Annotated in this window: 26 protein-coding genes and 5 pseudogenes; 10 read left to right on the forward strand and 21 right to left on the reverse strand. The window is 64.2% G+C overall.

Annotated features, from left to right (window positions below; translation table 11 throughout):
• Nucleotides 1–472: 472 nt before the first annotated feature.
• Entirely contained in the window at nucleotides 473–892 is a 420-nt protein-coding gene (locus tag ACLMAJ_RS03620) for an Hsp20/alpha crystallin family protein (protein ID WP_412012036.1), read from the reverse strand.
• 145 nt (nucleotides 893–1037) lie between these two features.
• On the opposite strand from ACLMAJ_RS03620, the gene ACLMAJ_RS03625 reads away from it, so the two are divergent.
• Nucleotides 1038–1376, forward strand: coding sequence for a MerR family transcriptional regulator (locus ACLMAJ_RS03625; protein ID WP_412012037.1), 339 nt, complete (start codon nucleotides 1038–1040; stop codon nucleotides 1374–1376).
• 162 nt (nucleotides 1377–1538) lie between these two features.
• Nucleotides 1539–2315 carry a recombinase family protein gene (locus ACLMAJ_RS03630; protein ID WP_412012038.1) on the forward strand — a complete coding sequence of 259 codons (777 nt, stop codon included), beginning with the start codon at nucleotides 1539–1541 and terminating at the stop codon, nucleotides 2313–2315.
• Between the two features lie 73 nt (nucleotides 2316–2388).
• On the opposite strand, the gene ACLMAJ_RS03635 is transcribed toward ACLMAJ_RS03630, so the two are convergent.
• Entirely contained in the window at nucleotides 2389–2880 is a 492-nt protein-coding gene (locus tag ACLMAJ_RS03635; RefSeq protein ID WP_412012039.1) for a hypothetical protein, read from the reverse strand.
• 438 nt (nucleotides 2881–3318) lie between these two features.
• Between ACLMAJ_RS03635 and ACLMAJ_RS03640 the strand changes: the two genes are divergently transcribed.
• Nucleotides 3319–3942 (forward strand): IS630 family transposase, encoded by a 624-nt coding sequence (locus ACLMAJ_RS03640; RefSeq protein ID WP_412012040.1) that lies wholly within the window; start codon nucleotides 3319–3321, stop codon nucleotides 3940–3942.
• A gap of 133 nt (nucleotides 3943–4075) precedes the next feature.
• Here ACLMAJ_RS03640 and ACLMAJ_RS03645 read toward each other — a convergent pair whose 3' ends face one another.
• Genes ACLMAJ_RS03645 through ACLMAJ_RS03655 form a run of 3 tightly spaced genes read right to left on the reverse strand, consistent with a single transcriptional unit; the run spans nucleotide 4076 to nucleotide 5833 of the window.
• Nucleotides 4076–4489: a GlcG/HbpS family heme-binding protein gene (locus ACLMAJ_RS03645; RefSeq protein WP_412012041.1), complete on the reverse strand. Its 414-nt coding sequence runs from the start codon at nucleotides 4487–4489 to the stop codon at nucleotides 4076–4078.
• Nucleotides 4486–4665 (reverse strand): DJ-1/PfpI family protein, encoded by a 180-nt coding sequence (locus ACLMAJ_RS03650; RefSeq protein ID WP_412012042.1) that lies wholly within the window; start codon nucleotides 4663–4665, stop codon nucleotides 4486–4488. Before ACLMAJ_RS03650 ends, ACLMAJ_RS03645 begins: the two co-directional genes overlap by 4 nt.
• A 28-nt stretch (nucleotides 4666–4693) precedes the next feature.
• Nucleotides 4694–5833, reverse strand: a complete 1140-nt coding sequence (locus tag ACLMAJ_RS03655) for a glutathione-independent formaldehyde dehydrogenase (protein WP_412012043.1) — start codon at nucleotides 5831–5833, stop codon at nucleotides 4694–4696.
• 358 nt (nucleotides 5834–6191) lie between these two features.
• On the opposite strand from ACLMAJ_RS03655, the gene ACLMAJ_RS03660 reads away from it, so the two are divergent.
• A complete protein-coding gene (locus tag ACLMAJ_RS03660; RefSeq protein ID WP_412012044.1) occupies nucleotides 6192–6488 on the forward strand; it encodes a putative quinol monooxygenase in 297 nt (98 codons plus the stop codon).
• A 191-nt stretch (nucleotides 6489–6679) separates the two neighbouring features.
• On the opposite strand, the pseudogene ACLMAJ_RS38065 reads toward ACLMAJ_RS03660, so the two are convergent.
• Nucleotides 6680–6787 (reverse strand): annotated as a pseudogene (locus ACLMAJ_RS38065) (helix-turn-helix domain-containing protein); the annotation flags it as partial.
• 622 nt (nucleotides 6788–7409) lie between these two features.
• Complete coding sequence (locus ACLMAJ_RS03670; RefSeq protein WP_412012045.1) at nucleotides 7410–8024, reverse strand: TetR/AcrR family transcriptional regulator; 615 nt, start codon at nucleotides 8022–8024, stop codon at nucleotides 7410–7412.
• 227 nt (nucleotides 8025–8251) lie between these two features.
• Between ACLMAJ_RS03670 and ACLMAJ_RS03675 the strand changes: the two are divergent.
• A pseudogene (locus ACLMAJ_RS03675) lies at nucleotides 8252–8650 on the forward strand (MFS transporter); the annotation flags it as partial.
• A 420-nt stretch (nucleotides 8651–9070) separates the two neighbouring features.
• On the opposite strand, the gene ACLMAJ_RS03680 reads toward ACLMAJ_RS03675, so the two are convergent.
• Both ACLMAJ_RS03680 and ACLMAJ_RS03685 read right to left on the reverse strand, forming a co-directional pair.
• Nucleotides 9071–9463 carry a PPOX class F420-dependent oxidoreductase gene (locus ACLMAJ_RS03680; protein WP_412012491.1) on the reverse strand — a complete coding sequence of 131 codons (393 nt, stop codon included), beginning with the start codon at nucleotides 9461–9463 and terminating at the stop codon, nucleotides 9071–9073.
• 127 nt (nucleotides 9464–9590) lie between these two features.
• Nucleotides 9591–9794: a hypothetical protein gene (locus ACLMAJ_RS03685; RefSeq protein ID WP_412012046.1), complete on the reverse strand. Its 204-nt coding sequence runs from the start codon at nucleotides 9792–9794 to the stop codon at nucleotides 9591–9593.
• 2 nt (nucleotides 9795–9796) lie between these two features.
• Here ACLMAJ_RS03685 and ACLMAJ_RS03690 point away from each other — a divergent pair, with 2 nt between their 5' ends.
• Both ACLMAJ_RS03690 and ACLMAJ_RS03700 read left to right on the forward strand, forming a co-directional pair.
• Complete coding sequence (locus tag ACLMAJ_RS03690) at nucleotides 9797–10072, forward strand: SDR family oxidoreductase (RefSeq protein ID WP_412012047.1); 276 nt, start codon at nucleotides 9797–9799, stop codon at nucleotides 10070–10072.
• A gap of 550 nt (nucleotides 10073–10622) precedes the next feature.
• Nucleotides 10623–11237 (forward strand): TetR/AcrR family transcriptional regulator, encoded by a 615-nt coding sequence (locus tag ACLMAJ_RS03700; RefSeq protein WP_412012049.1) that lies wholly within the window; start codon nucleotides 10623–10625, stop codon nucleotides 11235–11237.
• Here ACLMAJ_RS03700 and ACLMAJ_RS03705 read toward each other — a convergent pair.
• Together ACLMAJ_RS03705 and ACLMAJ_RS03710 are read right to left on the reverse strand one after the other, a co-directional pair.
• Nucleotides 11222–11539 (reverse strand): hypothetical protein, encoded by a 318-nt coding sequence (locus ACLMAJ_RS03705; protein WP_412012050.1) that lies wholly within the window; start codon nucleotides 11537–11539, stop codon nucleotides 11222–11224. The genes ACLMAJ_RS03700 and ACLMAJ_RS03705 overlap by 16 nt on opposite strands.
• 478 nt (nucleotides 11540–12017) lie before the next feature.
• Nucleotides 12018–12350, reverse strand: a complete 333-nt coding sequence (locus ACLMAJ_RS03710; protein ID WP_412012051.1) for a hypothetical protein — start codon at nucleotides 12348–12350, stop codon at nucleotides 12018–12020.
• A 238-nt stretch (nucleotides 12351–12588) separates the two neighbouring features.
• Here ACLMAJ_RS03710 and ACLMAJ_RS03715 point away from each other — a divergent pair, with 238 nt between their 5' ends.
• Together ACLMAJ_RS03715 and ACLMAJ_RS03720 are read left to right on the forward strand one after the other, a co-directional pair.
• On the forward strand, nucleotides 12589–12759 hold the full coding sequence (locus ACLMAJ_RS03715) for a hypothetical protein (protein ID WP_412012052.1): 171 nt from the start codon (nucleotides 12589–12591) through the stop codon (nucleotides 12757–12759).
• Nucleotides 12760–12766: 7 nt separating this feature from the next.
• Nucleotides 12767–12963, forward strand: a pseudogene (locus ACLMAJ_RS03720) (helix-turn-helix domain-containing protein); the annotation flags it as partial.
• A gap of 23 nt (nucleotides 12964–12986) precedes the next feature.
• Here the strand turns inward: ACLMAJ_RS03720 and ACLMAJ_RS03725 are convergent.
• From ACLMAJ_RS03725 to ACLMAJ_RS03740, 4 genes and pseudogenes are all read right to left on the reverse strand, one after another.
• Nucleotides 12987–13394 (reverse strand): hypothetical protein, encoded by a 408-nt coding sequence (locus ACLMAJ_RS03725; RefSeq protein ID WP_412012528.1) that lies wholly within the window; start codon nucleotides 13392–13394, stop codon nucleotides 12987–12989.
• A 155-nt stretch (nucleotides 13395–13549) separates the two neighbouring features.
• Entirely contained in the window at nucleotides 13550–14014 is a 465-nt protein-coding gene (locus tag ACLMAJ_RS03730; protein ID WP_412012053.1) for a nuclear transport factor 2 family protein, read from the reverse strand.
• Between the two features lie 205 nt (nucleotides 14015–14219).
• Complete coding sequence (gene mdlC, locus ACLMAJ_RS03735; RefSeq protein ID WP_412012054.1) at nucleotides 14220–15830, reverse strand: benzoylformate decarboxylase; 1611 nt, start codon at nucleotides 15828–15830, stop codon at nucleotides 14220–14222.
• Between the two features lie 278 nt (nucleotides 15831–16108).
• Nucleotides 16109–16242 (reverse strand): annotated as a pseudogene (locus tag ACLMAJ_RS03740) (IS5/IS1182 family transposase); the annotation flags it as partial.
• Nucleotides 16243–16766: 524 nt separating this feature from the next.
• On the opposite strand from ACLMAJ_RS03740, the gene ACLMAJ_RS03745 reads away from it, so the two are divergent.
• The gene (locus ACLMAJ_RS03745; protein WP_412012055.1) at nucleotides 16767–17039 is read left to right on the forward strand and encodes a hypothetical protein; all 273 of its coding nucleotides are present in this window, start codon (nucleotides 16767–16769) and stop codon (nucleotides 17037–17039) included.
• 657 nt (nucleotides 17040–17696) lie between these two features.
• On the opposite strand, the gene ACLMAJ_RS03750 is transcribed toward ACLMAJ_RS03745, so the two are convergent.
• The 6 genes and pseudogenes from ACLMAJ_RS03750 to ACLMAJ_RS03775 form a co-directional block, all read right to left on the reverse strand.
• Nucleotides 17697–18476 (reverse strand): enoyl-CoA hydratase-related protein, encoded by a 780-nt coding sequence (locus tag ACLMAJ_RS03750; RefSeq protein ID WP_412012056.1) that lies wholly within the window; start codon nucleotides 18474–18476, stop codon nucleotides 17697–17699.
• Between the two features lie 180 nt (nucleotides 18477–18656).
• A complete protein-coding gene (locus ACLMAJ_RS03755) occupies nucleotides 18657–20063 on the reverse strand; it encodes a selenium-binding protein SBP56-related protein (RefSeq protein ID WP_412012057.1) in 1407 nt (468 codons plus the stop codon).
• 529 nt (nucleotides 20064–20592) lie between these two features.
• Nucleotides 20593–21051, reverse strand: coding sequence for a VOC family protein (locus tag ACLMAJ_RS03760; RefSeq protein ID WP_412012058.1), 459 nt, complete (start codon nucleotides 21049–21051; stop codon nucleotides 20593–20595).
• On the reverse strand, nucleotides 21048–22028 hold the full coding sequence (locus ACLMAJ_RS03765; protein WP_412012059.1) for a DUF5996 family protein: 981 nt from the start codon (nucleotides 22026–22028) through the stop codon (nucleotides 21048–21050). Before ACLMAJ_RS03765 ends, ACLMAJ_RS03760 begins: the two co-directional genes overlap by 4 nt.
• 94 nt (nucleotides 22029–22122) lie before the next feature.
• Nucleotides 22123–22290, reverse strand: a pseudogene (locus ACLMAJ_RS03770) (alpha/beta fold hydrolase); the annotation flags it as partial.
• A gap of 366 nt (nucleotides 22291–22656) precedes the next feature.
• Entirely contained in the window at nucleotides 22657–23865 is a 1209-nt protein-coding gene (locus ACLMAJ_RS03775; RefSeq protein ID WP_412012060.1) for an FAD-dependent oxidoreductase, read from the reverse strand.
• Nucleotides 23866–24204: the final 339 nt, after the last annotated feature.

Genomic DNA, 24204 nt, shown 5'->3' on the forward strand with positions numbered 1-24204 from the left:
GGGTCCAACGCCCACAGGCCCCGGCGCATGTGCGCCGGGGCCTGGGATCTTACGAAGGGGGGATTGATATCAACTTTGCTCACCGGCCGAGCGGGCCGATGTACTACACCGCACCCGACACATCCCGGGACACGGAACTGATAAATGACGACTCAGTGAGCACCACCTCCTGGATTGCTGGTCCTATCCGCGCTACTTCTCGGTCTTGCTTCTTCGTCCCCTCCGACGGGCCGGCCGACTGCACCGGATTCTCGTCTCCGCCGGAGGGGACGGTGGAACCTCATGTTCCAGGCAGTTCACCTGCCTGGCCTCTGGACTTATCAATTCGAACGACAGTGACTGTATACCGACCGTCATGGAATGTCTACACCCGCCACAACAGATTTCTTCTTCCCTTGGCAGCGAGTTACTTCACAAGCATCTGCCGTAGTCATGACGCCGGCCTCCTGAAGAGAAGCGCCGGGCCAGTGGGTCAGGCGTTGATCGCCTCGCGTCGGTCGCTGTGTTCGATCTCGATCTTGCGAGGTTTGGCCTTCTCCGCGACCGGGATCGCCAGGCGCAGCACACCATCGGTGTAGTCGGCGCGAATGTGGTCGGTGTCGAGGCCCTCACCGAGAAATAGCTGGCGGCTGAACATCCCGCGAGAACGTTCCGCGGCGATCATCTCCCGGCCGGAGTCCAGCTCCGGGCGTGCGGCTCGCACGGTCACCACGTTGCGCTCGATGTCCAAGTCCAGAGACTTCGGGTCGATACCGGGCAGGTCGAACTCGACCAGGAACTCATCGCCCTCGCGCCAGGCATCCATCGGCATCACCGTGGGACGGGCTGCCGTGCCGAGCACCTGCTGCGTGAGACGGTCCAGATCACGGAAAGGATCGGTACGCATCAGCATGGTCGCCACCTCCAACACACTCCATTCTTCATCGTAGGACCAGATAACTTATGCCATCTGGCATAGATTTTTTTACCACTCTCGATAGAAGAGTGCAAGCATCTAGAATAGGAAATCTGTCAGGAGTTCAGAGGTAAGGAGAAGGATGCCGCAGGAGCCGCAGCCCGAATCACATCTGCCCGATCCGGGGCGGGCCGTGTATGGCATCTCGGTGACCGCCGATCTGGCCGGGATCGGGGTGCAAACGCTGCGCCTCTACGAACGCCACGGCCTACTCACCCCCGTCCGCAGCGACGGCGGAACCCGCCGCTACAGCAGCGACGACCTCGCCCGCCTGCACCGGATCGCCGCGCTCGCCGCGGCGGGAGTGAACCTGGTCGGCATCGCCCGCATCCTCGACCTCGAAGACGTCAACGCAGACCTGCACGCCGACAACGACCGGCTACGCCGCGACATCAGCACATCGTCGAAATCACCGGATTGACCGGGGTCGGGCGCGGACTGTTCGAGAATCGTTCGGTTCTCGAGCACCGGCCTCGTCGGGTGGAATCGCCAGGACGACCGCGCCAGCATGGTGTTCAACAAACGTGTCGAAAACGGTTGGTGTTCAACAAGTCCTGTCGGCCTTTCTCGTACAGTTCCGGGCGTGGCCAGCCGGACTCGCTCCCTCGACATCGCCGAACCGCTCGCCCTCGACGGAGACGCGCTCGACCCGATCGGCGGCGGCGCCCTCGTCGGCTACGGCCGGGTCTCGACCAAGGGCCAACTGCTCGACCGTCAGATCGCCGCGCTCACCGCGGCCGGATGCCAGCGGATCTTCAGCGACAAGAAGTCCGGCAAGAACGCCGAACGCGAGCAGCTGTGGGCGTGCCTGGACTACCTGCGCCCCGGCGGCAGACTCGTCTTCCACGTGTTCGCTGCGCTCGCCGAGTTCATCCGCGAGCTGATCGTCGACGGCACCAACGAGGGCCTGGCCGCCGCCCGAGCCCGCGGGCAACGCCTCGGCCGGCCACCGGCGATGACCGCCGAGCAGATCAGCTGGAATTACACCCCTTCGTGGGGAGCCTCGGCAGGGAGCAGCTGCTGGAATCCCGCTTCCGTCAAAGGTTGGGTCGCAGGCGGCGCGGACGGCCAATGCGTGCAAATGCGTTTCGACTGGTACCGGAACGGAAACTTGGTCGGTACCAAGTACTCGCCCCCGCCTGCGGCGCCGCCCGCCGCCCGCCGCCCGCCGCCCGCCGCCCGCGGCAGTAGCTGGACGCGCCCGACGGCAAGCGCCGCGTCAGCGAACTGGAACGACTGCGCAAGGGCGTGTTCCGGCCCAGCTCCAAAGGGATGGTCGCCGCGCTCGACCGACTGGCCGACCTCATCGCACTGGGTGGCCAGGCGCTGGATGTGTCGATGGTTCCTCAGCGTCGGGTGATCGGGCTAGCGACCTATGGGTTGTCGAGCAAGGCGCCGCAGCTGCGGGTATTCGGGGTGTACGGGATGGGGCGTTACGCCACGAGGATAAGCGCACTGGTAGCCATCGCCAGAATCGACAGAACCTGCATTGCCGCAGCACCCAGCAGCAGATGAGCCTTGAGGGAGGTGCCTGCCCGGAGCGACTCGACCGTCTCCAGGTTGCAGTACGCCGATATGTACCGGGCGTCCACTTCGCTGTCGGTCCAGTGGTCGACCAGCATCGCCCGCATCGAATCGGTGGACGTGACGCGATACCGCCAGCTGACCCCGGCGAGAACAGCCAGAACGGCGGATCCAAGCAAAGCGAGCATCGCGACGTACAAGGCGACGAGTGCACCACCGGTCAACGTGAAGTCCTTGCCCTTCAGCACCGCGACCACCGCCAACACGACTGTCACCAGCCCGGTCGCACTCGTGACGGCACCCGCCGCACGTGTGTTGATGGTGTCGCGACGGGAGTACTCACGGTTGAGTTGATCATGAATGAAGGCCGCCCACCCCGCGCCCTGCTCAGCCATTGCCACCGGCGGCTACTTCCTCCTGAACAGTTTCTTGAGAAGCCTCTTCAAGAACCCGGTCTCTTCCGGAGATGACGGGTAGGCGGATCGAAACTTGTCCTGGTCGCTGGTCCGCCGTCGCCTGTACCGGACCGTCGACTCTCCGGGCTGCGCAGGTCCGTAGACGTGTTGAAACCGGACCCAGTCTGTTGAAGGCGGATCTTCCTTCTGCGACTCGGCCGATTGTTCCTCGCCGGTGCCGTGCTGATCGTTCATCAATCTTGATTCTTGCAGCTCTCGGTCCGTGACATGTGCAGATCGTTGATCGCGTCGCCAACTGGCGGTTAGTAGCCATATCCGGCGCAACCGGCGCGCGATGCCCCGGTAACCGGGTGTCGGGTTGATCCTGGCCCTGTTGCCGGTGATGCTGCCTGTGGAGGTGGTGTCGGTGGCTCGGAAGTGTTTGTGCGAGTGGTGACCCCGGAGAAGGGTCGTCGGTTGCAGAAGATCACCAAGACGAGCAGACAACCGATCAGGACGCGACGAGCGATCGTGGTGATGGCCACGGCGCAACGGCAGCCTGTTCCGGCGATCGCGAGGTTGATGCAGGTCAGCGAAGCGTATGTGCGGCAAGTGATCGACGAGTTCAACGAACGGGGGTTCGAAGCGCTGGACCCGAAATGGAGCGCGGGCAGGCCGAAGAAGGTCGATCGGGCGACGCGTGAACATATCGCTTGTATCGCTCGGTGCTGCCCGCGGGATCTGGGGTGGCCCTACTCGACGTGGAGTCTGTCGAAACTACGAGAAGTGCTGGCCACCAACGAGATCGCTCTCATCAGCCGTGAGACGCTGCGTAAAATCTTGAAAGCCGAAGGTGTGTCGTGGCAGGCGATCAAGACCTGGAAAGTCGGCACTGATCCCGAGTTCGCTAGCAAGATGAACCGCATCCTCGACCTCTACGACCATCGACCTGCCGACGGGCGGGTGGTCTGTGTCGACGAGTTCGGGCCGTTGAACCTGCAACCCCGCACTGGTCGCGGCTGGTTTCCGCAGCGCAAGCCCAGACGGTTGCGCGCGACCTTTCGATAGTGGATTTTCCCGGTAGCCAGGCCAGAGCGCCGAGCAGGTGTGATCCGGCGACCGGATTACCTACCGAAGGCTTCTTGACGAGGCACTAGCGCAGGGTTATCCGCGACCTCGCGGTGTCGGCGTAGTTCACTGCTCAGATCGCCACCACGGCCGCCTCGGCGACGGTCTTGTCCTGCTCTCCGGTGCCACCGCTGACGCCGACCGCGCCGACGACCTGGCCGTTGCGCCGCAGCGGCACACCGCCGGCGAAGATCATGATGCGCCCCCCGTTGGAGGCGTGTATCCCGTAGAACTGCCCGCCCGGACCCGCGTCGGCCGCGAGGTCCTCGGTCGAGATGTCCAGCGCCCGCGCGGTGAACGCCTTGTTGATCGAGATGTCGATGCTGGCGATCCAGGCACCGTCCATCCGCACGTGGGCCACGAGGTTACCGCCGGCATCGACCACCGCAATGTTCGACGGCGACTCGATCTCGTCGGCTTTGGCCTGTCCGGCGGCGATCACCCGCTGCGCATCGTCGAGGGACACCGAGGTCTGGTTCACTGTCATGACCCGCTCCCTTGGGGCGTCGCGGACTGCTCGACGATGGCCCGACAGAACGCGGGGAGGTCGCCGGGCGAGCGGCTCGAGATCAGGTTCCCGTCGATCGCGACCTCGTCCTCGACGACGTCGGCCCCGGCGGCAACCAGTATCGCGATCCGCTTGCCCTGCAGTGTCGTTGCCATGGTTGCGCTCCTCTCGGTCCGGGACGCCTCACGGATGCATGACGACCTTGGTCCATCCGTCGTCCCGGGCATCGAAATGCTGATAGCCGGACTCGGCCTCGGCCAGCGGAAGCTCGTGAGAGACGATCCAGGACGGTGTCGCCCGGCCCTCGTGGATCAGGTCGCGCAGCTGCCGATTGTAGTGCTTCACGTTGGCCTGTCCGGTGCCGACCTTCTGCCCCTTGAACCAGAATTTGCCCATGTCGAAGGCGATCTTGCCGTGGCGTTCGAGTTCATCGGGGCCGTTTTGGTCCTGGGGCAGGAAGATGCCGACCACGCCGATGTGGCCGGTGAAGCGCACCGAGTCGACGAGCCGGTTCATCGTCATCGCGGCGTCTTCATGACCTTGCGGGTCGTGTGCCTGGTACCCGACACACTCGCAACCCTTGTCGGCGCCGCGCCCGTTGGTCTGATCGAGGACCTGCTCGACCGGGTCGCCGGTGGAGTCGTCGATGGGTATGGCCCCGATCTGCTCGGCGAGCCGCAGCCGGTCGGGGTGACGGTCGACGATCATCACCTTGCTCGCGCCCTGGATCATCGCCGAGTATGCCGCCATCAGACCGACCGGCCCGGCCCCGTAGATCACCATCGAATCGCCGGGCTGCATGTCGGCCAGGCGGGTGCAGTGCCATCCGGTGGGAAAGATGTCGGAGAGCATCACGTAGTCGGTTTCCTTGTCCTGCGCATCCTCGGGCAGCCGCAGACAGTTGAAGTCGCCGAACGGCACCCGCAGATACTCCGCCTGTCCGCCCCAGAACGGTCCCATCCCGGCGAAACCGAATGCGGCGCCGGCCATCTTCGGATCCGGGTGCACCGTCAGGCAGAACGCGGTCAGACCTTCCTCGCAGTTTCGGCAGAAACCGCAGCCGATGTTGAACGGCAGGCACACCCGATCCCCGGCCGAGACCTTGACCACCGCATTGCCCACCTCTGCGACGATCCCCAAATTTTCGTGACCGAGGACCATCCCGGGCTCCAGATCGGTGCGGCCCTCATACATGTGTAGATCCGATCCGCAAATATTGGTGCTGGTGATCTTTACCAGCACATCGGTCGGCTGCTCGATCCTCGCATCGGGCACATCCTTCACATGGACCTCACGTGGCCCGTCGTACACAAGCGCTTTCATCTCGACACTCCCTCACATGCGGCGTTTCCGGTTGATGCCCGGCCCGGCAGCCACAGGCGGCTACATGCGAGCGACCGGCCGAATGAATCGTGCTCCTGGGGCAGACGACGCAACAGCGCACGGAACCGACAACCACACCAAAACATTGGCACACCAGCATGTTTCGCGCCACGGCCGATGAGCAGTGGGTGCTTCCAGGCGTCGCATTCCCTCCACCATGAAGTCTCCTCTTATGGCTGCACGATCGCTAGGGGTTGAGATTGGTTTTGTTGATTCGAGGGCTCAGGCGGCTCCTTCCCATCACAGGTCAATGGTGTGATGCTGGACCATGTCCACCACCTCGAACAGGAGATCCGACATGACCACCAAGGCGCTGCTGGTCCGACTCGAAGCCAAACCCGGCAAGGAAAACGCAGTCGAGGAATTCCTCCGATCGGCGTTGCCACTCGTCGAGCAAGAGCCCGGCACGAAGCCCTGGTTCGCGGTACGGTTCGGCCCCTCGACGTTCGGCATCATCGACGCATTCCCAGATCAGGCCGCCCGTGAAACACATCTCGATGGGCCGGTCGCCAAGGCCCTCGGCGAACGCGCCGACGAGCTCTTCGCTACCCCGCCCGAAATCAGCAAGCTCGACGTGCTCGCCAATAAGCTCTGAAACTCGGCGATCTCGTTGACTCGCAACACTTCTACCAGCTTCGACAGACTCCACACACTGAACGGCCACCCCAGATCCCAGGGGCAGCACCGGGCGATCCGAGTGATCCGATCCCGCGTCGCTCGAGCGGTCTTCGCCGGCCTGCCCCCTTTCCATTTTGGGTCGAGCGCCTCGAATCCATGGGTATTGAAGTCGCGGATCATCTGCCGCGCAGAGGATTCCGAAACCTGCATCAGCTTGGCGATCAACCCGACCGTCTGATGCTGCGCCGACGCCATCACCACTACCGCCCTCCGCATCCGGACCGGCACCTTGCTGCGCCGGGCGATCTGCGCCAGCTTGCGGCCTTCCTGCGGGGTTACCACTCTGACGAACACATCCGGTTTCCGAGCCACCGGCACCACCCCCGTCAGGCAGCATCACCGGTCATGGATCAACCCGCCACCCCGGGCAGTTACCACATCAACCTTCCTGAACACGGCACTAGTACCAAATCGAGAAAACGCCTACTGCCAAGCCAACCGCGTGTCGGACTGCGACACGCCAATCGGATGCAACCATCAGCAACGCACCGGCTATCGCCGCTCTTGCACGCCTCGATGTCACTGGCTGGTATGCGCGAACGAACTTCGCCGCGAGTTCTTGCTCAGCGGGGGAATCGGGTGCCGGAGGTGGTCGTGCCCCCCTGGCGGCAGGTATCCAGGCCAAGTTGTGGCCGATGCGCTGTGGCGGTAGATCAGCATGGTCGTGAGGGCGCGTTCAGCGGTGTCAGCGGCAGATTGAGTGCGGCGAGGGTGTCTGTCCTGCTCGCCGCCGACGAAACGAGGTGCCTACCGACCGGCTCGTCAATGCGACCTGGGTTCTCCAAAGACGTGACAACCTGGCTACCGTGCCCCATTGACAAAAACAGTCGTAGCCGACCTATGACGCGCCGAACGCGCGCAGCAGTAGGTCGGTGAGGGAATCGAGGTAGCCGGGTTCGAGGTGGCCGCGACGGACGGACAGCCGCCAGTAGATGGGAGCGGCGATGACATCGAGCGCGAGTTCCAGGTCGAGGTCGGCGGGCAGTTCGCGGCGGGCGATGGCGCGCTGGAGGATTTCCACGCCGCGCGCCCGCCGCGGAATGCCGATCATGTGCTCGACGACCGCACCGAGCTCGGGGTTGCGCGCCATCTCGGCGGCCAGGTCGGGCAGTATGCGGGAAAAGCGGGGATGGTCGAGCCATTCCAGCAGCGCATCGAGGGTTTCCCGAAGGTCGCCGCGCAGTGATCCGGTGTCCGGGTCGACGGCTCGCGGCACGCTGAACTCGGAGACTACGGCGATCACCATGTCCTGCTTGGACGGCCAGCGTCGGTAGAGAGCGCTCTTGCCGACGCCCGCCCGCTTGGCGACAGCCTCCATCGACAGCCGGCCGTAGCCCTGTTCAGCGAGTTCGTCGAGGACGGCCTCGGTAATCGATTTGGTGGTCTCCGGCACGCCGAAAGAACTCGCCGCGCGATTGGTCGCGTACGGCATCCCCGCGGATTTCGCCGCCATACTCGCCGTTCTCGACGACGACATCCGCGCGGGCACGCAAGACCGTGTCACCGACACCGTGCTGCGTGTCACCGGCCGCGCGCCGCACAGCTTCGTTGATTTATCGGCAAGGAAATGTAATGCGGCAGTTGATGTTCCATGACAACGTCTAGTTCTGGTTCAAGACGCTGCGGCTGATGGCTCTGCGTTTGTTTGCCGACCGGTCGCGTTCGGGGTCCTATGCCACCATGCTCTTCCTCGGCGCCGGCATGTTCGCCACGTTCTACTTCCTCACCCTGTACATGCAGCAGATCCTCGGCTTCAGCCCTGTCAAAACCGGTTTCGCCTACCTCCCATTCAGCTTCGGGATGGGAGTCGCCGCGGCCGCCAGATCCAAACTCGTCGAACGCCTCGCGCCCCGCCAAGTCTCCGGACCCGGCCTACTGATCGGCGCGGTCGGCATGCTGTGGTTCAGCACCCTGCAGCCCGACTCCGACTATTTCACCCACCTGATGCCCGCCATGTTCATCACCGCAGTCGGACTCGGATTGAGTTTTGTCCCTATGACTCTCGGTGCGGTCAGCCACGTCCGAGATGAAGACACTGGAATCGCCTCGGCACTGCTGAACACCGCGCAACAAGTCGGCGGCGCCCTCGGCCTGGCCATCCTCAGTACGATCGCGACATCAGCGGCCGATAACCGACTGCCTGATGCTGCGGCCGCGCTGTACCGCGGATTCGCCACTCACAACGCAGAACTCATCCAGGCTGCGAGTAGTGCGCTGACACACGGCTACACCACCGCATTCCTTGTCGCAGGCGCATTCTTCGTCGCCGCTCTGATCATCACGGTGCTCGCCATCAACACTCGGCCTGATCACCGAGTCACCCGATCCCGAGGGTTGATCTGGTACTTGGGGCGAACCGCTCGGGTGGGCCTTCGCAGCGAAAGCAGGCGGACTTTTCGGGTGGACGTGAAGACAGTCACGACATCACCTTCGGGGAACGAGATCGAGGTTATGGCATTGCGCTGCGGGCCGGGCTTGCCTCTGCCGTTGTTGTGCTTTCTAACGGTGCACCGTTCGGAGTGGCGGAGCGGAGGGGCCATCATGGCTCAACGGTTGCCCGCTCAGATTCCAGCTCCACGAGGTCTCCGGCGTGACACGCAGGTACGGCCGTGCGCCTCCGGCCACCTCCCCCGTTCCGTACACGCGCAGGAATCGGGGTGTCCACGGTTGCGTCGAGACCAGGTCGTCGATGACCAGCGCGACTTTGCGGTTCCCGGCCAGCACGTTGTGGTGTCGTCTGGTCGTGGCGGGCGCGAATCCGCCGATGTTGATGTAGGTCCCGTCGAACTCGAACCCGACCGGAACGACGTCCGGCTGCCCGTCTGCGCCGACGGTCGCGATCCGAGCCAGTGGCTGGGACTGCATATAGGCGATCTCTTCGTCGGTGAACATGTCGAAAGCCTTTCTCGTTCGGAGCTGGTGGTGCCTTCGGATGTGCGGTGTTTTCATCTCACCGAGTCGGGGATCGCCACGGCTGTTAGAGGCGGTGGCGATCCCGTGCTCGATGGGAGGTCGGTACTCAGTCCGTGAGCGCGGGGTAGTCGGTGTAGCCGTGCTCGTCGCCGCCGTAGAACGTGGCGGAGTCGGGTGTGTTGAACGGTCCGCCCGCGGCGAGCCGGGCGGGCAGGTCCGGGTTGGCGAGGAACAGCGCGCCATAGGAGATCATGTCGGCCGTCACCGAGGACGTGAGCAGAATCCTGCCCCCGCAGCTCATCGCCGCCACTGGTGCTCAATCTGGCACCCGAGTTGGCCGAACGGGGAATCGCCATCAACGCCATCGCACCCGGCGGTACAGCCACCGATATGGCCGCTGAGCACACGGCGAGCTACACGCCGCCGGCGCTACGAGACGTACCGCCGGAGCCCGTCATCCAATCAATGAACGCGTTGGGCCGACTGGCCGAACCTGACGAAATCGCCACGGTAACTGCATTTTTGCTGTCATCGGACGCTTCCTATATCACCGGCGCCACCATCGACGCCGCAGGGGGATGGATTTGACGTACATCGATTTTCGATCGCCCGGAGCGGCTTGATGCGGAACAGCGATCCAGCACGACTAACCGAGGCGACCGCCGTTGCAGACTTCTCCCCCAGCCATTCGTCCGTTCGTCATACGCAAGCGATCCGTCCTAGGAAGGATGTCCTACCCATGTCGCCTCAACCGTTCGATCCGACCGAGTTGGGGCTGGTTTCTATAGACGAGGTGGGTCCTGGCTGTAGCCTCCAGTGATGACGGCGTCGCTCTGGCCCAGCGCTTGGGTGCCAATGCCGTCGTCGACGGCCGCAAGGACGACGTGCTGCTCGCAGCATCCAGGTTCGCGCCGAACGGACTTGACGCGGCTCTCATCACTGCAGGCGGCGACACGGCAGAACGCTCTCTACGCGCGATCAAGCGCGCATACCGAGTTGCATCGCCCGGGACGCATGCCGATGAATCGGCATGGTGTCGCCGTCGCATCGCCCCGCCACAACAGGGCGCACGATCGCATCACGCGCATCGTGTAGCACCGGCGTGGGCCGTTCCCGCCACTCGAGGCGCCCAGTACGAATGAACTGCAGCTCAAGCATTCTCGCGCTGCCCCTGCGCGAGGGCGGCCAACTCCTAGCCGGCGCGGCCGACATGATCCGGCGGCGCGGTCTCAACACCACCAGTGTGCGCGAATTGGCCAAGCACGCCCGCGCACCGCTGGGATCGACCTACCACTACTTCCCGGGCGGCAAGACACAGCTCGCCACCGAGGCCGTCACCTTCGCGGGCGATCTGACCGCGGCGCTGCTCGCCCGCGAGCTCGAGAACGGACCGGTCGAGGGGTTACGCGTCTTCCTGAGCATGTGGCGAAAGATAGTGGTGGACACGAACTTCCGGGCCGGCTGCCCGGTGCTGGCGGTCTCGATCGAAGACCTCCCTGAAGCCGAAGCAGCCCCACGCGAAGCGGCTGCCGCCGCTTTCTCCCGATGGACCGCCCTGCTGATCGCATCGCTACGCGAACACGGAGCCGACCAGGCCGACGCCGAACGTACCGCCACGCTGATCATCGCCGCCGTCGAGGGAAGCGTAGCCATGTGCCGCGCCGAGCGCAGCACTCGAGCGCTGGACCGCATCAGCGACCAGCTCGAGATGATCGTCCGGGACACGATCGCGCGGACTCACAACGGGAACTGATCGCTGCGGCGCGCCAGGTATGTGGCAGTGCGCAGGTCAGCCAGCCTGGAAGATCCCGTCACGGGCGAGCCATACCAGGGCCGGGGTGCCCATCTCGTCGAACCAGGCCGGGGTTGCCCGGAGGTGAAGGCCGCGGCCATCGCCTCGAACCAGGCCGCGAACGACGGGAAGTCGGGCACGGCGTCGGCCTGCTCTTCCCACGCACCGTCCGCGAGGTAGCGTGCCGACGGCTCATCTTGATGGTGGTAGTAGACCGGGTACTCGCCGTCTCCGCCCGACTGCGCGACATCGAAACACCACACCGCCTCGTAACCGGCTCCGGCGAACCCGACCAGGTGATTAGTCGACAGGTACCGCCCCGGCTCGCGACTGACCCCTCGGGCATGTGCACCAGCTCGGCGTTCAACCTGACGAGCTCCCCCTCGTCCACGAGAACGAACTCGCGCTCGCGATCGTCCTCCTCCCGATGGCAGCGCAGCCGATTGTGCTCCGCCAGCAGCGTCCGGTAGCTCGGCGGAACCGAACACGGACTACGACAAAATAGGCCAACCTCGATGGCATATCCCGCGAACCGCCTGCCATCGAAGATGGCCCGGCGCGGATCACCGACTCAACGGTGGGCCATCCTCACCGACATCGGACATCTGACGCTGTGATCTCGCCCCGAGGTCGCTTCAGGCTGCGTGCCCGGCGTGCTTCTTCGGGTACCGACAGCAGTGGTCCCGCCCACTCAGGGGCGGGACCGAGTAGTCCATTCAGCTGCGTGGTTGGTTGATGGGGCTAGGACTCTGCGAGACAGGATCGAATGATCTTTCCGGCGATCTGGTCGAGAAGCTCCGTGGAAACAGCGTCGGGGAGCGCTCGGAGCCAGTCATCGCTCGGATTTGACGGCATGACCTCGGCACCGTTCAACAGCGAATCCAGTTTGGTTTGTTCATCAGACGACAGGATCAGCGGCGCGGTCGGCAGCAAAGGGTCTACGACGTTCTTGATCTCCGCCCAGTGCGTCTTGGCGCACCGCAGCGTGCTGTCGCTCTGCCAGTCAACATCTTGCGCGGCAGCTGTCCCCCCGCCACACCACAGCCCCGCGCACACCATCACCGTTACCAACACCCCACCTAGTGCACGACCATGAACTCCCACTACGGGTTTCCTCCTATCGCGACGGCAACGACTACGAACTTTTGGCTGGTAGGCACACTATCCGCTCCACGTCCCTGCTCATGGCACCAACACCACTTGTCAACGCGGCAACCTCACTCGCCTACAAAGGCGGGTAGAGATCCTTTACGGCCAATTCCTCGCCGAAGACGAGCGATTAGGTGACTTCTACGGTCGCCAGGGCTTCATCGTGATGCCACCCGCGACGCCGATGAACTTCTCGCAGTGGCTGGGCGGATTCCCCGGCGGCCCGGCACCACTGGCCAATGAGACCTTCTTCTACCGCATTCCGACCACCGCCTGGTTCGCTGTCGAATCGGACGCCGGCTTGTCGGTCTGGGTGTGGAGGCGATGGGGATGACCACTCTGTGTTCTCCGTGCTGGGCAAGACGCGACTGATCCCGGATTGCGTTCGACAGCAACCACAGCGACCTGTCATTGACGGAACTCGCACGCCGTAAGCGAGGTTTAGACGGCTTCCGTGCACCGACTGGCGGGCGAACTGGTCCAGTGGGGTCTGCTCGAGCGGTCGGGCACGAAGTACCGACTCGGCCGGCGATTGTTCGGCTGTGCGGAATCGGGTGCGCACTACTGCACGGTGAACTTCTTTGCCTGTCCGGAGACCACGGTGCCGTTGCGGTCGACGAGCGCCACCCGCACTTGCGCCTCGGAACCTAAGGTCAGCGGTGGCTGGCTGGGGTCCACCGTCAGCGGGACGGTGGCGCTCCGCGGGGAACCGTTGCAGTCGACGGAGTTCTGGGCGCCCTGGGCGGCGGGACGGTCGGCGTTGGGGCCGCCCATCATCGCCTGAATGCTCACCACCCCGGCGGAGTCGTCGCAGCTGTAGTCGACATGGACCATGGTCGGTCCGGCACCGGTGATGTCGAGAGTCGCGGCGGCGAGCGCGGGAGCGGCAGCCACCACCGAGGCCGCGGCTATGGCGGTGAAGACAGCGGCGATGCTGGCAGGGCGCCGAGAGTTCGGGGTAGTCATCATGGATTTTCGTTCCTCCTGTGTGGCGGACATAGATCGCGGAACACAACGGGACGAGACGCGGTACGGATCGCACCGCCCGCATCTATGGTTCCAACCCTTTGCCCACTGCGGTGGGAAAACCGCTCGAATGGCGCATCGCGGCGGTGTGCAGGGAGCTACAAGCCGAGATCGCTCAGTGTGGGGTGATTGTCTGGGCGGCGTCCCAGCGGCCAGTGGTACTTACGCTCCGACTCCTTGATGGGAAGGTCGTTGATGCACGCGTGCCGCACCGTCATGAGGCCGTTGTCGTCGAACTCCCAGTTCTCGTTGCCGTAGGAACGGAACCAATTGCCCGAGTCGTCGTGCGACTCGTAGGCAAACCGAACCGCGATTCGGTTCCCGTCGAACGCCCAGAGCTCTTTGATAAGGCGGTAGTCGAGCTCTCGCCGCCATTTACGGGTGAGGAAGGAAACGATTTCATCGCGTCCGTTGATGAATTCGACTCGATTGCGCCAGCGAGAGTCCGGAGTGTAGGCCAGGGAGACCTTATCCGGGTTGCGAGAGTTCCATCCATCCTCTGCGGAACGGACCTTTTCTATGGCGCTCTCGTGAGTGAACGGAGGCACGGGAGGATGCGACATATTTTCTCCTTCGGGAATGACCGGGCCGTCGCGAATACTGATCTACCACATTGACTACTCCGAGATCGCCGGCAACCTCATGCAGCGTCCGATCGAATCCGTCGACAGCCACCCGCTGAGACTGACACAAGTTCGCAGTCGGCAGGCGCGGCCCTCATCCTTGGGTCGGGTGGCCCAGAGGTGAGATTCCCCTGGGCCACCAACCTCAGAGCATGGCCCTCTCAGGTTGGGTGGTCACCACGATGACCGTGGTGGTGCCGGATTCCAGCGCGAGCCTGAACTCCTTTTCGAGGTCTCCGGTGGATGTGACATCGACGGCGTGGCAGCCCAACCCCCGTGCGACGGAGGCAATGTCCAGGCCCGGTAGGTCGAGCCCGGGCACACCAGGTGTCTCTTCCAGCGCGGCGAAGGATTTGAGGATCGAGTATTCGTGATTGCGCATCACGACGTACACGATCGGCAAGTTCTGCTGCACGGCCGTCCACAAACCCTGGACCGAGTACTGGAACGACCCGTCCCCGATCAGGCCGATCACCGGACGCGTGATACCGCGGTCCCGGTCGCCGAGGGCGACACCGACGGCGGCCGGTGCGGCCCAGCCGATACCACCACTGGCGGTGGCGAAGAACGAGTCGGGCTCCACGGTGGGCAGCCACTCGGCATGTTGGGCCATGGTCGAGGTGGACTCGTTGACGAAGACGGCGTGCTCCGGACGGACCTCGCTGAGAGCCGCGTAGACCTCGGCCGGGGTCAGCGGACTCGTCGGGTTTTCCGGCAGGGTCCTGGGCCGGGGCATGGGCTTGGGCTGCACACGGCCGCTGCCGTCACCAACCAGCTCGGTGAGCAGTTCGATCGACAGCCGGGCATCGCCGAGGAGGCTGTCACCGACACGGGCCGCCGCGGCGACCGTTGGGTCGTGGGTGATCTGCAGCAGTTCGGTCCCGGCGGGGAGGATGTCGCCGGGCACGTACGGGTAGTAGCGGAAGACCTCGGCCCCGATGACCACTACGAGGTCATGTCCGGCGAGCCGCTCGCCGACAGCCTTGACCGACATGCCGACCGAACCTTGGTACAGAGGGTGGTCCTCAGGGAACGAGGCGCGGTCCGGAAGCGGAGGGGTGAAGACCGCGGCCTTCAATTTCTCGGCCAGCGCGATGCCTGCTTGCCATCCGCCGGCGCGGTCCACGTCGGGCCCCAGGATCAGCGCCGGCCGCTGACTCACGGTGATGCGCTCGGCGAAGCGCCGCAGGCGCTCGGGGTCGGGCGCAAAGGCCTTGCTGACAGTACGCAGCACGGCTGGCCCTTCCAAAGGGCGGTTCCAGTCGTCGAGCGGGATGGACAGGAACACCGGTCCCGCAGGCGGCTGCACGGCCATCGCGTAGGCACGCATGAACGCTTCGGGCACAGCCTCGGCGTGTGCGGGCTCGTAGGACCACTTCACCCACGGCCTTGGCATGTTTACCGCGTCGCGGTTGCTCAGGTACGGATCACCGATCAACAGCTCGCGGTGCTGCTGGCCGGCTGTGACGATAAGCGGAGTGTGCCCGTGGTATGCCGCGACCAGGTTGCCGATGCTGTTGCCGAGCCCTGCGGAAGAGTGCAGGTTCACCAGCGCCGGGCGCCGGACGGTCTGGGCGAAGGCGTCCGCCATGGCGACGACGGATGCTTCTTGAAGACCCAGCACATAGGTGAAGTCATCCGGGAAGTTCTTGAGGAAGGTCTCCTCGGTGGATCCCGGATTTCCGAACACGGTTGTCATGCCCAGCGACCTCAATAAATCGTATGTCACGCTGTGTACGGTCGATTTCGCGGTCATGGTGGTCAGTCAGCTCCCTTCGCCAGCAGGCGCCAGCAGACCGGGCGAGCTTCATCGTGTGCGCATAGGACTCGGCTGATGGCCTTTCGGCCATATGCCACACAGTCCAGTACAGGCTGCCGACGGCGGGTGTAAGCACAATGACGAAGAACGATGCTACCCGGAATCAAGATACTGAGGGATCGAAGTCAGAATCACGGTCGAGAGCCGCTCGCAGGCGAGACCACCGAACCGGTCGACGCTTTCGAGCCCGTCGCCGAGGCACTCGCTGGCCGGCGCAGCGCTTCGGCATCGTTGGTGTCGGCCGCCGAAATGCCTACGGACAAAGGGATTCCCGCGCGATCGGCCAACGCATGAAGCTTCGAACCGGCCAACCTCGATCGACCGGACTCGGCTTTGTCATGGTGCCCTTTTTCCGCCCACACCGACGCCGCGTTTCCGTCGCGAGTCGGCACAGAACAATTTCGGCAGGATCACCGATGCCTTGCCAGCAGCGGGCAGATGCTCGGCCAACCCGGCTTACAATGAACCTCTCGAAAAGCCTTCTGCCGGTACAACGAAGAGGAATGCGGCATGGAACGCGAACCTCAGCACCCGCTGTACACAACAGCCCGCGACCACCAAGTTATCGTGCTGCACAAGACTCCTATCGTCGCCTATCCGTTCGGGCGACTGGAGCCGGAAGCGTCGGCTTCCGACAATGCCGCTACGGATGAAACACCTGCCAAGAATCGTGCCTGGGTGGATGACCCCCGGGTTACGCACGGTCGAATCGGTGTGGCCGCGCCGGTGGTGGCCGTCGCTAGCCGTGAGCAGAACGAGCAGAATACACGGGCCGACTCGCTATCGGCACCCCTCCGAGATAGTGACACAGCGAACTCGACACAAGCTCCAGCCTCGGAAACGGAGCACGATCCAGACCTCGCTGTCGAGCCGATGCCGGAGTCGCTGGCAATTGCGCAGGTGCGCAAGCACATCAACAGCCACGATGCCGGGACGAGCAAAACCTCATCGGGAAGGTCGGCTGCCGAGCGGTTCAGCGTCGGCTGGATGGTGCACACACCCGCGACCGGGCGCCAGCGCGACAATGAGATCTACTTTGTCACCGACGATGGAGAGCTCGAAGAGACGTCGGCGGCGACCGATCCTGCCGCGTACATGAAATCTGTAGAACAGCGATTCTGGCAACGCCGGGCGCTGTTCGGGTAGGCCGCCCGACCGCAGTGTCGTTTGTGCGGGTCTTTGGCCGTGTTTGGGTTGGGTTGCACAATTCGACGCCCCAATCGGCGGCCGCGGCCGCGCGGGGATGGTGCGGTGGGTGCGTCCGGAGTTGATCGGGGACATCGAATATCGCGAGTACACCGGAGAGGCACCCGAGTTGGCGCGGGTTGCGCAACGACAAGGACCTCGACGACATCGACCTACCGGGTTGAGAGTTCGAAAAGCAACCGCCGTGGCGGCAGTGCCGCGGAACGCGCGCCCCCTCACCGTCGCTGCGGGACTTGGCGGCACCGCCGCGAACAACACGAGCTCGACCGCCCCAACACCATCCTGGAACACCGATGGCGACTACGAATACCGCTGCGGCAGAGAACGACCCCGTCCGCAAGCAAATCTTTGCCGCCATGGAATGGACCCTCGACGACAAGAATCGCGCTCCACCGGCCGACCGAGCGTCTCCCTGCTCGCCGTCGAGGCCGAACTCGACCGCTGGCGCCCAACTCACCAGCGCACTGACCTCGAGGAGCTGTTCCAGGCCTGCGCCGATGGCGATCGTCCCACCGGCACCGCCACCATCGCGACAAGCGGCGACAGGGCGCAGCAGCCAACCGGGCACCAGCGCACGAAGGTGCGGCCGTCGCGGCGCTAATCCCGCCAGACGGGTGGGCGCTTCTCCAGGAAAGCCGCCATTCCTTCCCGAGCGCCGGGCAGCTGAGCGGCGCCGGCCATGACTTCCAGGGCGATGGTGTAGGCGTCGGCTTCAGGGCGGTCGAGTTGCGCGTAGAGGGTGCGTTTGCCGAGGGCCTTGCTGGCCCGGCTGCCTCGAGTGGCGCGGGCGAGCAACTCGTCCACGGCGGTATCCAACTCGGCATCGGGCACCGCTCGGTTGATCAGGCCCCACTGTTCCGCGATGCGGGCATCGATCGGGTCGCCGGTCAGGGCCAGTTCCATCAGGCGTTTGCGGCCGACGGCTCGGGCCACCGGCACCGCCGGGGTATGGCAGAACCAGCCGCCCTTGCCGCCCGGGAGAGCGAAGTTGGCTGACTCGGCGGCAACGGCAAGGTCGCACGAGGCCACCAGCTGGCAGCCGGCGGCCGTCGCCAGACCCTGCACCCGCGCGATCACTACCTGCGGCACCGACTCGATGGTCGACATGAGCTCGGTGCACAGCGTGAGCAGTTCCCGCACGCCGAGTAGGTCACGCGCGGAGACGTCGGCGAAATCGTGTCCCGCGGAGAACACCGGCCCGCCCGCCCCGAGCACGATCCCCGTGGCGCCGGTCTCCCCCGCGGCCCGGAACGCGACGAGCAGCTCGGCCAGATGTTCGCCCGACAGCGCATTGCGCCGCTCCGGCCGATTCATGGTGATGCGCACGGTGTCGCCGTCTCGGGCGACCAGCAAATGCCGATACTCCAAGGTGGTCATAACCTCCACGGTAGATCTCCGCGCGCCGCGGGGGCCGCTGATCCTGCGATTGCGCTGTGGCAGCGACGCAACACCGATCACAGCCGATTCCCACTCGTCGCCCCGGGCGGCTGGGAAGCGTACGGCCGCACTATCAGGCGCGTTTCATCGCGGTGGTTGCACGGTTCGAGGGGTGGCTGACTACCGGTAGCAGTAGGAGTCGGAGGAGGCGTCGCCGCCCTGGAGGCGCACCTGGTGCACCCGCCGACCTCGAAAGTCCTCGTCGTGCGGGAAGAACGACTCGTCGATGGTCATTCCGCCAGCGGGATCGGTGTGCATCACGGCCATCCAGGCGCCAACGCCGTCCGGGTAGAACTGGTCGTCCCACGCGCCATAGAGCGAGTTGGTGACGTAGACCCGCCGACCGTTACGGCTGATCTCGACCATCTGGGGGCCGCCGGCAAGCGGCTGTTCCGGCGCGGCCGGGTGGGCGGTGCGGCCCACGATCCCGCCGAGCCGGACCGAACCGGTCTGTTTCGGGTTAGCCGGATCGCGAACCTCGAACTGCTCGAGCTTCCCGGTACCCCAGCACGAGACGTAGAGGTATGCGTCGTCGACCGACAGATCGATGTCGCTGACTAGCGGCGGCACCGCGCCGAACGGTTTCAGTGCCGGCGGCAGCAGGTCGGGATCAGCCGGCTCGGCCGGGATGGTGATCACCTTGTCGACTGCCCACACTCCACCATCGCGGTGCCAACGCCACACGGAGGCCGACAAATCCTCGGTCGAGATCACCACGCCGACGAACCCCCAGGTCGCGTCGGGATCGTGCGAAGGGCGCAGCTCGAGTGGCATCTGGTACTGCTCCCCGAGATCGATCCGCTGCTGGTGCCGACCGGTGGTGAGGTCCCAGAAGTGGATCGCGTGGCCGTACTTGTTGGCCAGCAGCAGCTCTGGCTTCAGCCCGTCCTCGATCATGGACGGGGTGCCCCACTCACTGCTGATCAGCGTGTTCTGGTTGAGATGCCACCAGGCGTCGTACGCGAGGTATTGCGGCCCACGATCGGTCTCCCATTGCCGCAGCACATCGAACGTGCCGTGATCGAGCAGCGCGATCCCGCCCGGCCCGTCCGATCCGTCTGCCCCGCCGAGGCAGGTCATAAACACACCGTCCGGCCCGCAGTGCAGCGTGTGTGGACGGGAGTAGCCGGCCTTGGCCGCGAGTTCGGAGCTGTCCACGATCTTGGACAGGGTGGGCTGGTATGGGTCGGGCTGGGTGTCGAATACGTACAGGCACGACGAGCGCAGACCAGGCACGATCAGGTACCGCCGAGCCAGCCCCCCAATGCGGTGGCCCTCATGCTTCAGTGCGCTGCTGCAGGCGTTCCAGCCGAAATGGTGCAGCTCGTTGCCCAGGTGGGGTACCTCGGTCCAGCCCACCACCCGGCCGTAGGTGTCTGAACCCGGATCCACATCGACTACTGACAGCGCATCTGGCTTCTGTGCCGCACGGTCGAACGCAACGACGTATGCGAGCCGCTCCGATGGCGCGGCAGCCGCCTCCGCTGCGCTCCGATAGAAGGTCGGGTCTATGTCTGAGTGATTCATTTCCAGCCTCCTTCATATCGATGGGCGCAGACCCACGCACTCCGCCCGATCCGGCGTGTTCCGGGGTGGGCGCGACCCGCGTAATCGCATGCCGTAATGGCGCGGGCAGGCAGTAACCAGTCTCGGCCTTTCGATGTAGATCCACCAGCCACCGCCCGCGCGGTGGCAGAGTGCACGGTAGGGCGCAGTCGTTCTCCGGGAAATCCGGAAGAGCGAGTAGGTGACGGGAGTCGAACAGCAAGAGAAGAACGACAAACCGAATTTTTCGGCCGCAGTTGTCCTGCACAACATTTGACTTCGCGACTCGTCGTAAATCGATCAGGTTCGGCAGCGTCCGCCGGCCCGACTACAGAGGGAGCATCAGATGACCGAATCCGACCCCGCTGATCTCGAGACGCGGCATCGCGCAATGTGGGCACTGGGCGACTACCCGGCCGTCGCCACCGAAGTCATCCCTGGGCTGGGCCGGCGTCTCGTCGAGGTCTGCCGCATCGGCCCGGGTCAGCGCGTGCTGGACATTGCGGAGCCTCTAACTTTCTCCGTTTTCAGCGCGCCCCGCAGGCCGGTCAGCGTATATGCCGGTGGCCTGGCCGATCTCGATGAGGTAGCCGTCCGGGTCTCGGAGATAGCACCGGACTTCGGCTTTGCGGTCGATTGGTTCGGTAAGGAATTGTGCCCCTTTGGATTTGGCGTCGGAGTAGAACGCGGCGATGTCGGCGACCCGCACGTTCAAGAATGACGAGATCGGATCACCTGGTTTATGGGGAGCCAGAATGATATCGGGCTTGTCCGGGGTCGGGCCGCCGCCCGGGTTCATGATGATCCAGCTGTTGGCGACCTTGACGATGGCCGGGTTCTCCTCCAGCACGACCCGGCCGCCGAAAATTTCGGCGTAGAAATCTCGAGAGCGAGCCACGTCGCGCACAGTTAAGAAATGTGTCAGGAGCAGTCCCTGTTCGGGAAAAGGTAGGTCGCTCTGATTGGTCACGATTCCCTCCATGGGTTCAGTGTTCGCTGTTTCTGGTCCCACCGGTGCGGATCGCATTCGAGTGCTGCTCGGTCCCACTTGCCGCGTTCGGCGGCCGCTTGATAGGTGGTGTGCAGGAATTCCAGAAGGGTTCGTTCCGGATCTGCGGCGGTGCGTACCGCTTCGTAGGGCAGCAGAAACTGGCCGTTGTCGACACTGTAGAAGGCGTGTCGAGGACCGACCGGATAGTCGGCGAAGCCGTCGGGTTCGGGATAGGCGTAGGCGTAGAAGGCGCCTTCCTCGCTGCCACCCGGCCAGAAACCGCAACTGCTCAACTCGCGGGAGTAGCCCTCCACCATCACCCAATCACCGCAGTTGGGTGCACCACCAGGATGCTTCGGGGCGGTGCGGCCGGAGAACCTGGTGCAGGCCAGATCCATGGCCCCCCAGAAGAAGTGCACCGGGCTCACCTTGCCGGTGAAATACGAGCGAAACTCGCTCATTACTCGATGGGCCGCGACGAGTTGGCGCCAGAACAGATGCACGGCGTCGCGATCATAGGAAGCATGCTCGTAGTCGTCGGCGAACGGGATCGCAGGATCGACCTCGTTGGGCTTCGCCTGAATTTGTACCGCAATGCCGAGCTCGTCGAGCGCACCCATCGTTTCGGCATAGAAATCTCCGACCGGCTTGGGTTCGAGCGCGACCTGACGGGCGTCGCCATCACTGGTTCGTATGTGCAATCGATGCTCGTTGAAGTCGAACTCGATGTCGAACACACCGGCCTCGTAGGGCATCGCGGAGGTGGTCAAACCCCGCGGGCTGACGTAGAGGGTGACCTGCCACCAGTGGTTGATCATCGGCGCTCGAGCGAGTCGAATCTTGCCGATGATCTGGGTCCACATGTGCACCGTGTCGCGGGTAGCGGTCCACTCCTCGACCAGCAACCGCGGCCAGCGTCGCGACGACGCGATCTCTTTTCGAATGGTCTCGGCCATGAGACTTCCTTGATCCGTCCGTCCGTCGGTTTCGGTGCCGGTCGCGTCGCGGATTCTGCAACCATGTCGTGGCTCCGCGAGCGTCGGCCCGGTGTCAGGCATTCAGGAAGGCGAGCAGGTCGGCGTCGACGGTCTCCGCCTGCATGGTTGGCATGCCGTGCGGGAAGCCCTTGTAGGTCTTCAGCGCGCCGTTCTCGAGAAGCTGCGCGGACAACGGGCCGGAGGCCTTGTACGGAACGATCTGGTCGTCCTCGCTATAGATCGGACCAATTGTAGATGTGCCGAGAGTTAGCGGCGGCGTTTTCGGGTGCGCGGCATTCCAGCCCCGTTGGTGCCAACGGCAGCTTGATTCGGCTCGCCGGTGGCCCGGGCAACAGTGCGGGGGGCAGTCACCACTCACCGATGACAGGTTGTTGCTGCCACCGCCTCTGCCACGAACATCCCCTCACCGTTTTCGGCCAAGTTCTTCGCCGCGCTGGCGACTACAGCCTCCTGCGCCCGAATCCTCCTTCGAAGTGGCATCACTGCAGCCGATCAGAATGTCGTCCGGCTGATGATTCCTCACTGCGGTGAAGTTAAGGAGGCGTGGGTTGGCTCTTGGTGGACAGCAAGATCCGCAACAAGGTCGCTAGGCGGTGTGGACGTCAGGAGTACGTACATGCTCAGGGCGGAAGCCCCGTCCGACGACGATCGATGGAACGAACTGCAGCGGGCCCCGACCGACGATCTTCGGGATGGGAATCGGGGACAGGTCACCATTCAAGTTGGGTGCGATCGCCTTGTTCTGAATGAACACCTGACCGGCCTGGATGATCCGGGTGGGCAGCTCTCGCCGACGCTGTACCTTGGCGAGGTCCGCGTTGGTGACTCGACCTTCGCGCAGCGGGGTGCAGAGGATGTTAGCGGCGGCCACCGCATCGGCAACAGCGAGGTTGATGCCGACCCCACCGATCGGTGACATGGCGTGCGCAGCATCGCCAATGCACAGCAGGCCTGTACGCCACCAGGTATTGAGCCGGTCCACCCGCACGTCGAGCTGGCTGGTGTCGTCCCAGGAGTGTAGGTCGTCGACGTGTTCACGCAGTTGCGGTTGCACGGAGACCAAGCGCTGCTTGAACGCCTCCAGCGAGGTGCCCCGGGGGTTCGACCCCTTAGGCACCAAATAGCCGATCTGCCAGTAGTCGCCGCGGTAGATCATGGCCATGAACAGACCCTTACGTGCTACCGCGAACAGCTCCTGAGGATCGCCAGGGCGCCATTTCAGCCGAAACCACAACACGTCCATCGGGGAGTGCGCGCTGGCCGTCTCCAGAACAGCCGCTGCCCGCACCGCGGAGTTGCGCCCGTCCGCACCTACGACCAACTCGGCATGCACCTCCAGTTCCGCCGTGCGCACCCCGGCCACCCGATCGCCATCGAAGATCAGGGCCATGACCTCGGCATTGCGAATCAGGGTGAATTCCTGGTAGCCGGACGCCTTTTCAGCGAGGAAGTCGAGGAAGTCCCATTGGGGTATCAAAGCAATATAGGGCTGCCTGAAGCCAAGCCATTTGAGCGCACTGAAGTTGCCGAAGGTGCGAATCGAGCCGTCGGTGTCGAAGGCGACGTGGTCGATCTTGGTGTGCGGTAGACGCAGGAACTCGTCGATAAACCCCAGCTCGTCCATGATCCGCAGGGTGCTCGGATGCACGGTGTCGCCACGGAAGTCGCGGAGGAAGTCATTGTGCTTCTCTAAGACAACAACCCGAACTCCAGCGCGGGCAAGCAAGACGGCATGAACTAAGCCTGCGGGACCGCCACCGGCAACACAAACCTGGGCGTGCAGAACTCGTGTCATGGCCTAAACGCTACTCCGCGGAATGGCGTGCTCACTGGGGAAATTGCTGCACTCGACCGAGCCCGCACAACCACGACCGCGTAAACCAACGTGGTGAGATACCACAGCTGGACTTTCGCCGAACCCGCCGCGAATTCGGGGGCCACGGATCGAAATGCCATGAGTTCCACATGAAATCGCTTCAGTCCGGCTGGACCCACGGGAACCCGGAATTCCGAAGCTGTCAGGAAGTGCAAAATAACTTCGGCCGCACCCGTGGCCGACGATGACAGGTCCGTTCCTTGCCCCGGTAGACCGCGAGATCAACGCACGTCAAGGAGCAGCATGGCGAAGCCCGCA

It is taken from the genome of Nocardia arseniciresistens (assembly GCF_046764875.1).
In the GTDB taxonomy this organism is placed as follows: Bacteria; Actinomycetota; Actinomycetes; order Mycobacteriales; family Mycobacteriaceae; genus Nocardia; species Nocardia arseniciresistens.